This is a genomic window from Pseudidiomarina tainanensis (assembly GCF_004214835.1).
Classification (GTDB): domain Bacteria; phylum Pseudomonadota; class Gammaproteobacteria; order Enterobacterales; family Alteromonadaceae; genus Pseudidiomarina; species Pseudidiomarina tainanensis.
Genome location: NZ_PIQJ01000003.1, coordinates 19,763 through 34,575, shown reverse-complemented (window position 1 = coordinate 34,575; position 14,813 = coordinate 19,763). Strand labels below are relative to the sequence as shown.

Annotated in this window: 12 protein-coding genes; 6 read left to right on the top strand and 6 right to left on the bottom strand. The window is 48.0% G+C overall.

Annotated elements, in window-relative coordinates; genetic code table 11:
• Positions 1-94: 94 nt before the first annotated feature.
• Positions 95-1,423, top strand: coding sequence for a peptidoglycan DD-metalloendopeptidase family protein (locus tag CWI82_RS10260; protein ID WP_130203473.1), 1,329 nt, complete (start codon positions 95-97; stop codon positions 1,421-1,423).
• Positions 1,423-2,550 carry an anhydro-N-acetylmuramic acid kinase gene (locus tag CWI82_RS10255; RefSeq protein ID WP_130203472.1) on the top strand — a complete coding sequence of 376 codons (1,128 nt, stop codon included), beginning with the start codon at positions 1,423-1,425 and terminating at the stop codon, positions 2,548-2,550. Before CWI82_RS10260 ends, CWI82_RS10255 begins: the two co-directional genes overlap by 1 nt.
• Before the next feature lie 20 nt (positions 2,551-2,570).
• Here CWI82_RS10255 and pepQ read toward each other — a convergent pair whose 3' ends face one another.
• The 3 genes from pepQ to CWI82_RS10240 are packed head-to-tail and all read right to left on the bottom strand — an operon-like array spanning position 2,571 to position 5,060.
• Positions 2,571-3,884 carry a Xaa-Pro dipeptidase gene (pepQ, locus tag CWI82_RS10250; RefSeq protein WP_130203471.1) on the bottom strand — a complete coding sequence of 438 codons (1,314 nt, stop codon included), beginning with the start codon at positions 3,882-3,884 and terminating at the stop codon, positions 2,571-2,573.
• 59 nt (positions 3,885-3,943) lie between these two features.
• Positions 3,944-4,291: an iron-sulfur cluster insertion protein ErpA gene (gene erpA, locus CWI82_RS10245; RefSeq protein ID WP_092858575.1), complete on the bottom strand. Its 348-nt coding sequence runs from the start codon at positions 4,289-4,291 to the stop codon at positions 3,944-3,946.
• A gap of 58 nt (positions 4,292-4,349) precedes the next feature.
• Entirely contained in the window at positions 4,350-5,060 is a 711-nt protein-coding gene (locus CWI82_RS10240; RefSeq protein ID WP_092858577.1) for a DUF6776 family protein, read from the bottom strand.
• Positions 5,061-5,144: 84 nt separating this feature from the next.
• On the opposite strand from CWI82_RS10240, the gene hemJ reads away from it, so the two are divergent.
• The 3 genes from hemJ (at position 5,145) to hemL (ending at position 7,977) form a co-directional block, all read left to right on the top strand.
• Complete coding sequence (gene hemJ / locus CWI82_RS10235; protein WP_092858579.1) at positions 5,145-5,570, top strand: protoporphyrinogen oxidase HemJ; 426 nt, start codon at positions 5,145-5,147, stop codon at positions 5,568-5,570.
• Between the two features lie 79 nt (positions 5,571-5,649).
• On the top strand, positions 5,650-6,666 hold the full coding sequence (locus CWI82_RS10230) for an aspartate carbamoyltransferase (protein WP_092858581.1): 1,017 nt from the start codon (positions 5,650-5,652) through the stop codon (positions 6,664-6,666).
• Between the two features lie 27 nt (positions 6,667-6,693).
• Positions 6,694-7,977 carry a glutamate-1-semialdehyde 2,1-aminomutase gene (gene hemL, locus CWI82_RS10225; protein WP_130203470.1) on the top strand — a complete coding sequence of 428 codons (1,284 nt, stop codon included), beginning with the start codon at positions 6,694-6,696 and terminating at the stop codon, positions 7,975-7,977.
• Here hemL and mrcB read toward each other — a convergent pair.
• From mrcB to pepB, 3 genes are read right to left on the bottom strand one after another with little or no spacing between them, the layout of a single operon-like run.
• Entirely contained in the window at positions 7,969-10,254 is a 2,286-nt protein-coding gene (gene mrcB / locus CWI82_RS10220) for a penicillin-binding protein 1B (RefSeq protein ID WP_199286268.1), read from the bottom strand. The genes hemL and mrcB overlap by 9 nt on opposite strands.
• A complete protein-coding gene (hrpB, locus tag CWI82_RS10215) occupies positions 10,251-12,689 on the bottom strand; it encodes an ATP-dependent helicase HrpB (RefSeq protein WP_130203469.1) in 2,439 nt (812 codons plus the stop codon). The genes mrcB and hrpB overlap by 4 nt, the downstream gene beginning before the upstream one ends.
• 4 nt (positions 12,690-12,693) lie before the next feature.
• Entirely contained in the window at positions 12,694-13,980 is a 1,287-nt protein-coding gene (gene pepB, locus CWI82_RS10210) for an aminopeptidase PepB (protein WP_130203468.1), read from the bottom strand.
• A gap of 68 nt (positions 13,981-14,048) precedes the next feature.
• On the opposite strand from pepB, the gene sfsA reads away from it, so the two are divergent.
• Positions 14,049-14,753, top strand: coding sequence for a DNA/RNA nuclease SfsA (gene sfsA, locus CWI82_RS10205; RefSeq protein ID WP_130203467.1), 705 nt, complete (start codon positions 14,049-14,051; stop codon positions 14,751-14,753).
• The last annotated feature ends 60 nt before the right edge of the window (positions 14,754-14,813 follow it).

Genomic DNA, 14,813 nt, shown 5'->3' with positions numbered 1-14,813 from the left:
CAAATAATCGTAAATTGACTGGAAAATCGCCATACTTCATATTATTCTGCAAATTGATTTAACCAATAATAATGCGCTAACACACCGGAAGGTTATGAAGTCGATTCCTAAATATATGACAAGATTCATCGCCGCTTTACCGCGTCGACATCAAGTACTGCTCAGCTCTGTCTGCGCGGTAACGCTCCTTGTTGTGTTGCTTCCATCCGAATCTGCGACCGCATCTAAGCATGTAATCGAGCCGCAGTTGGGGCAGTCAGAGCTCATTCTAGGTCAACGCTATCAATTACAAATCGACGTTGAAAAGCTCAAGACTGATGCCTCAAGCCAACCAGATACAACAGTACAATGGAGTGGCTATGAAGTTCGCTCGGGCGACTCGTTAGCGCGTATCTTTGACAAAATGGGCTTCACCCCCCAGCAGCTGTATCGGGTTACACAAGATTCTCAAGCGGATAAGCTTCTGCGTAAAATTCATCCCGGCGATACGCTACGTTTTGCCAAAGATGAAAATGACGATTTGATTCAAATTGCTTATCAAATTAATCCGACCGACACCTTAATTGTCAGTAAATCGGACAATGGCTTCGTCAGTGAAATTGAATCAAAAACCGTTGAAGTTCGCACCGAAACTGCACACGCTCGAATCACGTCAAGCTTCTGGAATGCTGGCATTGATGCTGGTTTGACAGAAGGCCAAATCATGAGCATTGCCGACATATTTGGTTGGGATATCGACTTTGCACTGGATTTACGTGAAGGCGACGAGTTTAGTGTGATGTTCGAGAAAGAATATGCCGATGGTGAATTTGTCGGTTACGGTCGTGTTTTAGCTGCAGAGTTTGTGAATCGTGGCGAGCATTATCAAGCATTTTTGCATGACAACGGTGACTTCTATACCGCTGAAGGCCGTGCGATGCGTAAATCGTTCTTGCGTTCGCCGGTCAAGTTCACCTATATCAGCTCAAGCTTTAATCCACGTCGATTACATCCGGTTACTGGCAAGGTGCGTCCGCACAATGGTATCGACTACGCGGCACAAACTGGTACGCCAGTTATGTCCTCAGGCGCCGGTAAAGTTATCGCAAGTGCGTATAACAACCTCAACGGTCATTACGTGTTTGTGCAGCATGGTGAACGTTACGTAACCAAATATCTGCATTTAAGCAAACGTCTGGTGAAAAAGGGCCAACGTGTGAAACAAGGTGAATTGATTGGTCGCGTTGGTGCAACTGGCCGTGTTACCGGTGCTCACCTCCATTACGAGTTTTTAGTCGATGGCGTTCATCGCAACCCACGTACAGTTAAGTTCCCGCAAGCTGAATCACTGATTGCAGCAGAACTTCCGGTGTTCAAAGAGATTGCTCAGCAGCGTCTCGCAGTTTTGAATGATAGTAAACGGTTGTATTTGGCGATGCGCTAATGTCGCAGCGTGAGCTTTATTTAGGCCTCATGTCTGGCACCAGCATGGACGGGCTTGATGTGGTATTAGTTGAGTTTGATGCGATGCAGCAACCTGAGCTATTACAACATCGTCAATATCCAATCGATGACCAACTACAACAACAACTGCATAATTTGTGCGATCCAGCACCGAATGAACTCCACCAGTGGGCAACAGCAGAGCGACTGTTTGCTGAATATTGTGCTGAATCGGTCAATCACTTTTTACGTCATTTCAATATTTCGCCCAGCGCTATCACTGCTATTGGTAGTCACGGCCAAACCGTTCGCCATCAGCCAGACCATTCGCCAAGTTACACGTTACAGCTCGGCGACCCCAACACTTTGGCGGCGTTAACTGGGATACCAGTGATTGCTGACTTCCGGCGCAAGGATATTGCGCTCGGAGGACAAGGCGCACCGCTAGTGCCAGCATTTCATCAAGCAATATTCAGTAGTTTTGACGAGTCTCGCGTTATCTTGAACCTCGGTGGTATTGCCAATATTACCTGGCTGCCAGGCACACCTGCCGGTGTGACAGGCTTTGATACTGGCCCCGCCAATACCTTATTAGATAGATGGTTTAAGGCGTGTCACCCAGAACATGAGGATGATTTCGACCGTCATGGTGCATTTGCTGCACGTGGACGCGTACTCGACGAGGTATTAGAAAAATTACTTCGTGACGAGTATTTCAAACGCAGGCCACCTAAGAGCACCGGCCGCGATGATTTTAATTTGAAGTGGCTAGAGGAACATCTTGGTGATTTGTCGCAATTTGTGCCCGCAGACTTGCAAGCCACGCTCGTAGAATTGACAGCTCACACTGTCACGCATGCTATTAAGGAATGGCTACCAGAACGTCCAGAAACAATCTTTGTCGCTGGCGGCGGTGCTTATAACCCAATCTTGATGAGCGCGTTAAAGTCGAAGTTACCACATTGCGGCTGGCACGCCACCTCAGTACTTGGCGTAGCCCCACAACATGTTGAAGCGATGGCTTTTGCTTGGCTTGCACGCTGTTATATGCAACGTGTGCCAGGCAATTTGCCTGCCGTTACAGGAGCGAGCCGCCCTGCTATTCTGGGCGGCTTATTTTTACCGTAACCGGCGACACTATCTGTGAACTAGCTTTCTAGTAAAGCAAACGCATCACGGGTTAGATTCTCATTGTGGCCATTCTCACCAACAACGATACTATCTTCAATACGAATGCCACCGTATGGGCGTAGTTCCGCAATTTTATCCCAATTGAAGTCTTGGTTATCGGCATGCTCTTCGAGCAGTTGATCTACCACATACAAGCCCGGCTCAATGGTAAATACCTGACCAGCCTCAACATCACGTAACAACCGCAAGAATGGATGACGTGGATCACGCGCAATTGTATCGCCGCGGTCATTCGCCAAGAAGCCGCCAACATCATGCACTTGCAGGCCAATGAAGTGACCCAAACCATGGGGGAAGAATGCACTGCTGTAGCCTTGCTCGTAAATACTTTCAGCCGACCCGTTAACGAAGCCGAACTCACTCAAAATTTTGGCAATTTTGAGATGTTGGCTTACGTGCAGCTCGTAGTAATTAATACCCGGCTTAATTTCACTCAATAAATCTTGCTGTGCTTGATCCATTGCGGCAATCAGATCGGCAAAGAAGCCCTGTTCACGGGCATAGGTACGAGTGATATCAGCGCAATAGCCGCGGTACAATGCACCAGCATCAATCAAAAACGAACGTGACTGTGCCGGTGCGCTCGTTTCATACACGTCATAGTGCAACACAGCGCCATGCTCGTTCAGCGCCACAATACTGTTATACGGCACTTGGCTTTCACGGAAGTTAATGGCCGCTAGGTAGGCATGATGAATTTCCAGCTCGCTGGCACCTGCTAAAAAGGCATCACGTGCAGCGAGGTGCGCTTTTGCCGCTAGTTTGTTAGCTTGGCGCATGTTCTCGACTTCCCATTCGGTTTTAATGGCGCGATGGAAGTGCAAATGATCAATTAAGTTACCAGGGTTACGCGCTTTAACCGGCCAGCTTGCTACCGGTTCAGCAAAATCTTCGCCGATGAATGCGGCTGATTTTATCTTATCGCCCAACCAGTCGGTCATTTTCTCTTGGCTGTCGATTACAACAAGTTCAACATGTTGCTGCCATTCTTCAGCAGGGATTTTAACTTCGGCATGCCAAAAGTCGCGAGCCTTGAACAGGAATACGACCGGCTTATGGCCTGGTTGATAATAAATCGCACTCTTTGGGCTTTCGATGACAGGAATCCAATATTTGAACAGTGGATTCACTTTATAAGGAGCTGGATTATCATCTAAAAAAGCAACGCGGGGTTGCCCGGCATAGATAAGTACTGAATCGAAACCAGCTGCAGCGAGGGCTGCATCGAATCTGGCTTTAACTGTGGCGATATGGTCTGCGTATGCGCTCATAAATACCTCGGTTAGAATGTGTGGCAACATTCTAACCGAAACAGCACATTAACTCATCTTTAAATAGCGAAGCTTGACCCACAACCGCAGGTAGTCGTCGCATTCGGGTTATCGACGAAAAAGCGGGCGCCTTGTAAGCCTTCTTCGTAATTTACCGTGCCACCAACCAAATATTGCAGGCTCATCGGATCGACGACCAAAGTCACACCGTTTTTCTCGATTTCCATATCACCTGGGTTGGTCTTTTCATCGAATGTAAAACCGTATTGGAAACCTGAACAACCGCCACCAGTTACATAAACACGCAGTTTCAATGCTGGATTTTCTTCTTCAGCGATAAGCTTTTTCACTTTATTGGCTGCGGATTCAGTGAACTGAATTGGCATTGCTTGTGCGACGTCTGACATAGTCTCTTGGTACCTCTTGAAAATTCTTGTGCTATTTTCTCTTACCTGACTAAAAGGGTCAAGTATTGCCTTGCAGAAGTTGACTCCAATAGAAGCTTCGCGTCAACGATTGGCTCGCACCGTTAATTTTGACTTCAACATCAATTCGCTCGGGCAAAAAGTCTGCGGGTAATACGAAATCGCCCGCCTGAACGGTAAAGTAACGCATACTGAATTGGCGATCTTTGTCTTCAACATTCGCCAATGCCAATAAATCAAAGCTCGCTGATTGATCATCTTTACGACCGTGCAAGCGCATGCTCAGCGTGCCTTTAGTGAGATTACGTAAGCGCTCCATTTGCACAATCGCAATGCGAAAATGATAATGGTCGGCCGCAATATTCTGTTGCAGCTCAAGCGAATCAATGACCACGCCACTGGCTTCCATTTCTGGTGCCATGATTTTTTGATAAAACGTCAATTCACGCCGTAACGCAAAGTTCTCGTCTTGCGCCATTAACAACTCTTGTTGCAAACCTTGGCTTGCCGCACGCTCAATACCTAATTCAACGGTTGCTATGTGTTGTTGATAATCAAATGTCTCAGCACGCTCATAAAGTTGCTCAATAGTCGCTTCTTGCTGTGCGATACGCTCATTGAGTGTTAACACGTGCCAATTCCCGCCCCAATAGCCGGCTAGTGCACCAATGCTTATTGCCAACGCAATGACGCCCCAGCCGCCAAAGCGATGAACTAATGCGCTCGTTATGATATTTTGCTTCTCTTTCATGGGCTCACTTCTTATCATGAATTAGCGCCATGCTACGCAGGCACTGGTTAGGACGCAACTAAAAATAAACACATAGGCCTTCACATGATTCTTTGGTTAAAAGCGTTTCACGTAATTTTTATGGTGGCATGGTTTGCCGGTATCTTTTATTTACCGAGATTATTCGTGTACCACGCGCAAAATCAAAACCAAGATGTGCATGAGCAATTCAAAGTCATGGAACGTCGTTTACTCTATTTTGTCACCCCATTCGCTATCTTAACCCTCGTTTTTGGTCTCGCTTTGATGTGGGTTTATGGTAGTGCCTGGCTAAAGGCTAGTGGCTGGCTGCATATCAAACTCGTTATCGTAACCCTGCTCTACGTGTATCACGGTTATTGCTTCAAGCTGTTAGCCGACTTTAAACACAATCGAAACACGCGTAGCCACAAATTCTACCGCGTTTTTAACGAGATTCCGGTACTGGCATTATTCGCCATCATTATTTTAGCTGTGGTCAAACCGTTTTAGCGGTTTGATCATTCTTTTTAAGCTCAGTTTCTGCTAAAGTACTGGCCCAGTGTGTGCAATCACTGCAGGGCCTTTCATCATGAATTTTACTGGTTCAAATATCCTTTCTGTTGAGCAATTCGATATCGACAGTATTCAGACCATTTTTACTATCGCCGACCGCATGCAACCCTATGCACGCCGGCAAAAGCGCACCAAAGTTCTCGACGGTGCCATTTTAGGTAATTTGTTTTTTGAACCATCAACCCGAACTCGGGTGAGCTTCGGTACCGCCTTCAATCTCCTTGGTGGTGAAGTACGTGAAACCACTGGCATGGAAAGCTCAGCATTAGCGAAGGGCGAATCGCTTTACGATACCGCGCGCGTACTCAGTAGTTACAGCGATGTCATTGCGATGCGCCACCCTAAATCAGGTTCAGTCGCCGAATTTGCTGAAGGTAGCCGTGTTCCGGTCATCAACGGTGGCGATGGTGCCAATGAACATCCAACGCAAGCCCTGCTCGATTTATATACCATTAAGAAAGAATTGGCTTATCACGGTCACGGCGTTGATGGCATGCACATTTGCATGATGGGTGATTTGAAGTTTGGCCGTACCGTGCACTCGCTTTCGCGCTTGCTTGCCATGTATAAAGATATTCGCTTCACGTTGATTTCACCGCGTGAATTAGCGATGCCTGATAGCGTACTTGAAGTTCTTGATCAGGCTGGGCACCACGTAACGGTGACCGATCAAGTTAGTGGTAGTTCAGATGCCGATATTGTCTATCAAACGCGGATTCAGCAAGAGCGCTTTACCACACCACAAGAAGCGGACATGTATCGCGGTAAATTCCGCTTGAATAGCGAAATCTACACCAAGCATTACAAACCCAATACCGTCATAATGCACCCGTTACCACGCGATTCGCGTGCCGAAGCAAATGAATTAGATAACGATTTGAACCAAAACCCGAATTTGGCCATATTCCGTCAAGCAGACAATGGCGTACTCATTCGGATGGCACTCTTTGCCCTCACCTTAGGGGTGGCAGATCAGATTGAAAAATATGAGTGCGACGTCAACTGGTACAGCGAGAAACGCACCAGTTATTAAGTAACTTAAACGATTACGAGGAAACGAATGTCACGTTCTGACGAATTATTCGCCCAAGCTCAACACAGTATCCCTGGTGGTGTGAACTCACCCGTTCGCGCTTTCAATGGCGTTGGTGGCTCACCGATTTTCATCGAAAGCGCTGATGGGGCCTACATGTTTGATGCCGACGGCAAGCGCTATATCGATTATGTTGGTTCTTGGGGGCCAATGATTCTTGGTCACAACAATGCGGCGATTCGTGAAGCAACCCATAAAGCCGTCGACCGTGGGTTAAGCTTTGGTACACCAACAGCCAATGAAATCACCATGGCTGAAAAAATCAAAGCGTTAGTACCGTCGATTGAAAAAGTACGTATGGTTAACTCTGGCACCGAAGCAACCATGACCGCCATTCGCTTAGCGCGCGGCTTCACTGGACGTGACAAAATACTGAAATTTGAAGGTTGCTATCACGGTCACGCAGATGCTTTGTTGGTGAAAGCAGGCTCAGGTGCTTTAACCCTTGGCGTGCCTAATTCGCCGGGGATTCCTGAAGATTTCGCGAAGCATACACTCACTGTAACTTTTAACGACATTGATTCAGTTCGTGACATTTTCGCCGAAGTTGGGCATGAAATTGCGACAATTATCGTCGAACCAGTAGCTGGAAACATGAACTGTATTCCGCCTGCACCAGGCTTCTTAGAAGGTTTGCGTGAGATTTGTGACGAATATGGTAGCGTCTTGATTTTCGACGAAGTGATGACCGGTTTCCGCGTGGCACGGGGTGGTGCTCAAGAACGTTATCAAGTGACGCCTGACCTAACCACCTTAGGTAAAGTGATTGGTGGCGGCATGCCAGTTGGTGCGTTTGGCGGTAAACGCGAAATTATGGACTACATTGCGCCGGTCGGCCCGGTTTATCAAGCTGGGACATTATCAGGCAACCCAGTTGCCATGGCTGCCGGTTTAGCAGCGCTGATACAACTTGATGACGAACAACTCTACCCAGGGCTTTATGCAAAAGTTGATCGGTTGGTTGATGGTTTACAAGCGCTTGCCGATGAAGCGGGTATTCCATTTACCACGAACCGCGCTGGCTCGATGTTTGGCTTTTTCTTTAGCTCAGATGGTCCAATTACCAGCTACCAGCAAGCAACGCAGTGCAATATGGAACACTTCCGTAGCTTCTACCACAGCATGCTGAAACAAGGCGTATACTTAGCACCATCGGCTTTTGAAGCGGGCTTTATGTCAGCCGCACATACCGATGCGGACATCGATGCAACCTTAGCCGCAGCAAAAGTAGCATTCGCAGCGCTAAAATAAGCGCTGCCACCACGATTTTTCTTCAATATTGCCCGAGCACCCAAGGTCCTCGGGCAATTTTTTTTGTCGCGCTGGTAATAATCGTGCGTTATTGCAATCCACTGGGATGCGCACGCCAAGTTGCGGATGAAAGCCCGCTGCCTCTACAACTAATGGTGAATTCAATTGCAATGGCGCTATGGGCATTTGTTCTAGCACCTGCTGTACCACTCTGAGTGCACCACTACTGCCAGTAAGCTGCACTGGTTGGTTATCGTCTCGCCCGAGCCACACAGTTACAACGTGCTGGTTATCGTATGCGACAAACCAGCTATCACGGTAGTCATTCGTGGTGCCGCTTTTTCCAGCTAACTTATTCACCCCGAAAGCATCAGCTAATTTGCTACCGGTACCCTCATTAATCACGCCCCGCAAACCAAAATTGACTAAAAAGCCAGCGGCTTCGCTAAATACTCTTTGCGACTGCGAAGACTGACGCTCATAAACCATCAGTCCCTCATGATTGGTCACCGCGCGAATACTCTGTAATGTCTGATGTCTCCCTTGTTGCGCCAGCATGGTATAGATCTCAGTAATTGCCATTGGCGATAAAGGCACAGCACCTAAAGTAATCGCCGGTACGCTTGGAATCGGTGAGTCCACCCCGCTCATTTGCAGTAGTTCAGTCAAACGTTCAATGCCAACTTCAATGCCAAGACGCACCGCTGGAACATTGCGTGATTGTGCTAACGCGTCATAAGCCAGCATTTTACCTTCAAATTTTTTATCGAAATTTTGAGGTATCCAGACTGGCTGATTGGCTTGTTCCAATTGCAATGGTTCATCGTAAACCAGCGAACCTAATTCAAAGTCGGGTAACGATTGAAATGCGTCGGCATAAATCAGCGGTTTTATTAACGAGCCAACGGGTCGCATCGCCGCAACGGCTCGGTTAAAACCTACCTGGCGCGGATTTTTGTCCCCTACCACGGCGGTAACACCCGCCGCCTGATGGTTTGCCACAACAATCGCACCCTGCAATTTCTCATCGTCACTGACTCGCGGTAATTCCGTGACAATGGCCGCTTCGGCGGCGTTTTGAATCACCGGATCAAAATAGGTAAACACACGTAAACCTTCTTGTTGCCAGTTTGCTGGCAGGTTTAAGCGCCCTAATTCGAACTTCACGAGTTCCATATAATGCGGCAGATTCTCGGTAACTAATCGTCCCGTTCCTGCAGGCAGGACAGGTTGACTAACGCTCGCCACATACTGCGCTTTACTCATGAGGTTTTGCGCAAACATCAATTGCAATATCAGGTCGCGGCGTTCTTGTGCTCGCTCCGGATAACGACGCGGATCGTAGTACGATGGTCCTTTGATAATACCTACCAACAGCGCGATATCTGCGGCATCTAACTCCTCAACTTGTTTACCAAAATATAATCGGCTGGCAAGCCCCACGCCATGTATGGCTGAGCCGCGATCTTGTCCAAAATACACCTCGTTCAGATAAGTTTCTAAAATCTCATTTTTACTAAAACGATAATCCAGCACTATCGCCATTAAGGCCTCGTTCGCTTTTCGCCACAACGATCGCTCACGGGTTAAGTAAAGATTTTTGACTAACTGTTGCGTGAGCGTACTACCACCTTGAACCGTACGCATTGCTGACAAGTTGGCGAGAGCTGCGCGGGCAATGGAGGTGACCGAAACACCAGAGTGATGATAGAAGTCTCTATCCTCAACCAACAATAGAGTTTCAATTAAAAGGCTCGGAACACGTTCAAGCCCAACCAGCAACCGGTCTTCGCTGTTACCACCGGACAGTCGGCCCAAATAAGGCGGTTCCAGTTGAATACGATTCAAGCTGCGACCATCTGGCAAACTCATGATTGATTGCACGCGATTACCGGCAAAATTAACCTGCACGCGTTTGGCCATTTGCGGACCCGTTGCAAAATCAAAAGGGCGTCGATAGAACTCAACGCCATACTCAGTTGAGCGATATTGGCCTGAATCCTTAATCGTATTTACTGCGCGATAATTGAGACGTCGCAGTTCAGCGACGACGGTTGCTTTGTTAATCACGGCTTGCGGCTCAAGGGTTAAACTACGCCCGTAGATTAATGCAGGTGCTTGATAACGGTTTGAACTAAACCGTTCGGTTAGGGTTGCGTCGAGGTAAATAAGATAAGCGACCAAAATCACCATACCAACAATCGACAGCTTTAACCCCAACATCAGAATACGACGAAGCAGTGTGGGTTTCGGCGGCGACTTTTTCTTTCGGGTCATTGTAACTGTCTCTTCGTTTTGTGCGTTGCTTGGGCTTGAAGTGGATCATCGGGCCAAGGATGCTTTGGGTAGCGCCCTTTCATTTCTTTTTTGACGTGTTGATAAGCATTTTCCCAAAAACTAGCTAAATCCGCTGTGCGTTGCAACAAACGTCCCGCTGGAGAAAGTAAATCTATGGTAATACTTTGTTTCCCATAACAGATTGTTGGTGAAACTGGCTCCCCAAATAGTTCTTGTAGCTTGGCAGAAAGCGTTGGTTTTTCAGCACAATAATCAATCCTAACAGAGCGTCCACTCGGAATTTGAATAGCCACAGGGCAAGCTTCATCCAACTGTTGTTGCTGCTGATAAGTCAATCGTGCTTGTAATGCAGGTAGCGGATTCCACGCATGCAGTTGGCTGAGACTCTCAATAGACTGCCAGTGTGGTTCCGCCCACTGCGCAATTTCATGAGCCAACGATTCACAATCAAACTGCGGCCAATCGCTTGGCTGCTGTAGCATTTGGTAGAGGTTTACCCGCGCCAGCCACTGCTGTGCTTCATGATTTAACTTAAATAAATTCAGCCCCTGCTCAAGCAATTGTGCTTTGACATAACCACTTAACGCATGCAGACGCTGTTCAGCAGTCACTTTATCAGGTTTCGACATCTCGCGAACGATGATGGCGCCAATGGCATCTACTGCAATTGCTTGAAGTCGCTGATTCGGCCCTTGCCAACGCACTTCTAAGCGTTGTTCACGTTGAATTGCAGGATGGTTAAGCTCGGCATCCGATAATGGCACCACAGCACGAATAATTGCATCACGTTGTTGCTCTGATAGCGTCATCTCCACAACCAACAACCATTCGTCGCGGGTGCGGGTATCCTGCTGATGAAACATCGCACCCGCACCATTACTCAAAAGATAACGATCGGAGCTCGCACGTCGTTTCGCAACCCGATCAGCAAAGCCCCACAGCAAGACTTCACTGGCGAGATTAGGGTTCACTTGTGGTTGTGCAAGCGCAAATTGCTGACACCAATAGCGATAGCGCTGACGCAACAATGGCGTCAATCGCTCGAGCGCCAGCGGAAATTGACTCGACTCAACATTCAATTCTAATTGCGCGACCAACCAAGCTGCAGTGGCGAGATGTGTTGGTGACGTTAATTTAGCGCGCGTTAGAATCGTTGCTAGACGTGGTTCGGTGCCAAGCTCAGCAACTTGGTGCCCCAGTGTGGTTAATGATCCTTGTTCATTACACAGCTCAAGTGTTTTCAGTAATGTCGTAGCTTGTGCCAGATTGCCACGGTTGGGCGCACTAAAAAACTGTAATTGTTCTGGGCTTGAGCCCCAGCGCCTGCATTCCAATAAGAAACTGGTTAAATCAGAAGTTTCCAGCTCAGGCGCTTGATAATCTCTCAAACCATGTTCATCGGCTGCTGCCCATAACCGTAAGCAGTGACCAGGCCCGGTGCGCCCGGCCCGGCCTGCGCGTTGAGTCGCTGACGCTTTACTAATTCGGCTGGTAATGAGCTTGGTTATACCGTGTTGCGGGTAAAACTGCGCTTGGCGCTCTCGCCCGCTGTCCACAACCACATCAATATTTGGAATGGTCACACTGGTTTCAGCAATATTGGTTGAAATCACCAATCGCTTGCGAGAGTCATTTGCATTGAGCACTTGTTTCTGTTGTGCGAGAGGAATCTGGCGATGCAATGGCATGACCTGCCAATCGGTCTCAGCACTAAAAACTTCATACAAACGATCGATTTCACGCTTACCCGGCACAAATACCAGCACCCCCTTATTGGCGAGTGTCATAGCTTCGCGAATAACACGCGGTAATGCCTGCAACCAATCTTCGTTCGCCGGCACTGGGCGGTGCTGAATATGAATTGGATACTGCCTGCCCGCACTTTGTAAAACGTGAGCATCGCCAAGCCAATTTGCAATCGTTTGCGCAGGTAGCGTTGCTGACATGATGAGTAAGCGTAAATCTGTGCGCAAATGGAAGCTTTCGAGAGCCATTGCCAACCCCAAATCAGTGGCAAGATTGCGCTCATGAAATTCATCAAAAATAACTAACCCAGTGCCGGTTAGTTCGGGGTCATGCTGAATATATTGGGTGAACATGCCCTCGGTAATCACCAAAAGTCGTGTGTTCGCATGAAACTTCGCTTCGCCACGAATGTGGTAACCGACCGATTCACCAACGGCTTCACCAAGCTGTTCGGCTAAAAAGTGCGCAATGGAGAGTGCTGCCATGCGGCGTGGTTGCAGGAGCAAAATGCGTTGCCCTTGTAACTGTTCGCTCTGCATGAGCGCAAGTGGGAGCGCTGTTGACTTACCAGCGCCGGGCGGCGCTTCAAGCACCACAGGTGCACTCGGCAATAGCCGAATCACATCATCGATCAGTGCTGTGACCGGCAGCACCTGTGGTGTTGTCATAGAATTACTTCAATAAGGTTGCGGCGATGGTTCGAAATCCAAGTGCAGTTGCACCGGCTGGCCACATCGCATTGGCACTACCGTTATAGGCACCAGCGATATCAAAATGCAACCATCCGGCACCATCATTTGGTGCGAAACGCAATAGGAAACCCGCCGCATTGCTTGCACCACCAGCACCACCACCTTTTTGTGGACGGCTATTCGCAGTGTCAGCAAATGGCGATGGACAGTTATCTTTATGCCAATGATTTAACGGTAAACGCCAGAGTAGTTCACGTTGCTCGTCCGCGGTTTTGAGGGTCGATTCGGCCAAGCTATCATCAACACTAAACAACGCATTGTATTCTGTTCCAACGGCAACCTGAGCAGCCCCTGTTAACGTCGCGGCATCAATAATTAGCGGTGCCTTAACCTCGCCGGCATAGATTAATCCGTCAGCCAACACTAAGCGACCTTCAGCGTCGGTATTGACGATTTCTACGGTTTGACCATCTTTATAGGTAATAATATCGCCGAGTTTATAGGCACTACCGTCAATCAAGTTTTCTGCGCAACACAACACCAATTGCACGCGCTTTTGTAAACCTTCTTGGATGGCATGTACCAAAGCGCCAGCAACAGTGGCTGCGCCGCCCATGTCACACTTCATGGCCAACATGCCTTCACTGGCTTTGATACTATAACCACCGCTGTCGAAGGTGATGCCTTTACCGATCAGTACCGCATCAACTGGTGCATTAGCATTTTTGGATGGATTGTAATCTACCACCAACATCACCGGTGGGCGCTTACTCGCGCGACCAACGGTATGAATACCCATCCGTCCATCTGCGACCAGATCGTCACCCACAATGGTTTTCACGGTGACTGCATCACCACCAATACCGCTTAGTTTGTCAGCAACTTTGCTGGCGAGCGATTCTGGATAAATTTCATTCGGTGGCAAGTTGATTAACTGCCGAATCCAAGCTGCAGTTTCACGAAGTTGCTGCATTTTTTCAGCGGCACCCGCCCAGCTGATTTGGTTCTTGGTTAACGTATCGGTAAAGCCATTTGAAAACGCCCATTGACGCTCAATATCCCAACCTTCACCACTGAGGGAAACCGATTTCACACCCATTGAATCGAGCTGACGACCTGCCTTTTGTATCTTGCGCAAGTTATTAGCTTCGTTATCACCAACATAAATCGTTGCTCCTTGCTCACCTAAAATCACTGCGGTGCTAGGCTTCCACGCCGATTGATTTGGTTGCTGTGTCGAAACAAAGACAGATACAGTGCTAGACATGCGAATACGCTCCCAGTATGTTTTTGACTTTTAAGGCTCTATCGTATCCGAGCTATATGAGGCTGACAATGCTGTTTCACAACCCTTTACGACAGGCGGTGCTAATTAAACGCTATAAACGATTTTTAGCCGATGTTAAATTGGAAAATGGCGATATTATCACAGTGCATTGCCCAAATACCGGCGCGATGACAGGGTGTGCCGAACCCGGCATGCGGGTTTGGTTAAGTGATTCTGCGAACCCGAAACGCAAATATCGTTACACTTGGGAACTCGTTGAAGACTTTGCCGGTCATCTTATCTGCGTGAACACTCATCGTGCCAACCAAATTGCCGGTGAAGCACTTGAGCACAACCTTCTTGCACCCTTGCAAGGGGTACAAAATTTACGTGCCGAGCAAAAATATGGCTATGATAATCGCCGCATCGATTGGTTTGGAGTCGATTCGCAACAGCGTCGCACTTTTATTGAGGTAAAAAGTGTCACACTCGCCACGCATAATCAGGGCTACTTTCCGGACACCGTCAGCAAACGCGCGCTCGAACATCTGCGTAGTTTGCAGGATATGGTCACCGATGGTCATCGCGCTTTAGTTTTATATACAGTTTTACACAGTGGGATTGAGCAAGTCAGCGCAGCTGACCACATTGACCCCAAATACGCCGATGCTTGCCGTACCGCGAGAGAAGTTGGTGTTGAGTTTTATGCACTGGGATGTAAATTGACACCGACAGGAATATCACCGTTGCGAGAACTACCGGTATTAATGTAAACATAACGATTGCGACTGGCGTAAATAATTAGAAATTAAATTGCGCCGGTATTCGCTTTC

Excerpts from the sequence above, each read along its gene's own strand:
- CWI82_RS10260 (WP_130203473.1), top strand. The coding sequence starts at position 95 with ATGAAGTCGATTCCTAAATATATGACAAGATTCATCGCCGCTTTACCG.
- CWI82_RS10255 (WP_130203472.1), top strand. The coding sequence starts at position 1,423 with ATGTCGCAGCGTGAGCTTTATTTAGGCCTCATGTCTGGCACCAGCATG.
- pepQ (WP_130203471.1), bottom strand. The coding sequence starts at position 3,884 with ATGAGCGCATACGCAGACCATATCGCCACAGTTAAAGCCAGATTCGAT.
- erpA (WP_092858575.1), bottom strand. The coding sequence starts at position 4,291 with ATGTCAGACGTCGCACAAGCAATGCCAATTCAGTTCACTGAATCCGCA.
- CWI82_RS10240 (WP_092858577.1), bottom strand. The coding sequence starts at position 5,060 with ATGAAAGAGAAGCAAAATATCATAACGAGCGCATTAGTTCATCGCTTT.
- hemJ (WP_092858579.1), top strand. The coding sequence starts at position 5,145 with ATGATTCTTTGGTTAAAAGCGTTTCACGTAATTTTTATGGTGGCATGG.
- CWI82_RS10230 (WP_092858581.1), top strand. The coding sequence starts at position 5,650 with ATGAATTTTACTGGTTCAAATATCCTTTCTGTTGAGCAATTCGATATC.
- hemL (WP_130203470.1), top strand. The coding sequence starts at position 6,694 with ATGTCACGTTCTGACGAATTATTCGCCCAAGCTCAACACAGTATCCCT.
- mrcB (WP_199286268.1), bottom strand. The coding sequence starts at position 10,254 with ATGACCCGAAAGAAAAAGTCGCCGCCGAAACCCACACTGCTTCGTCGT.
- hrpB (WP_130203469.1), bottom strand. The coding sequence starts at position 12,689 with ATGACAACACCACAGGTGCTGCCGGTCACAGCACTGATCGATGATGTG.
- pepB (WP_130203468.1), bottom strand. The coding sequence starts at position 13,980 with ATGTCTAGCACTGTATCTGTCTTTGTTTCGACACAGCAACCAAATCAA.
- sfsA (WP_130203467.1), top strand. The coding sequence starts at position 14,049 with ATGCTGTTTCACAACCCTTTACGACAGGCGGTGCTAATTAAACGCTAT.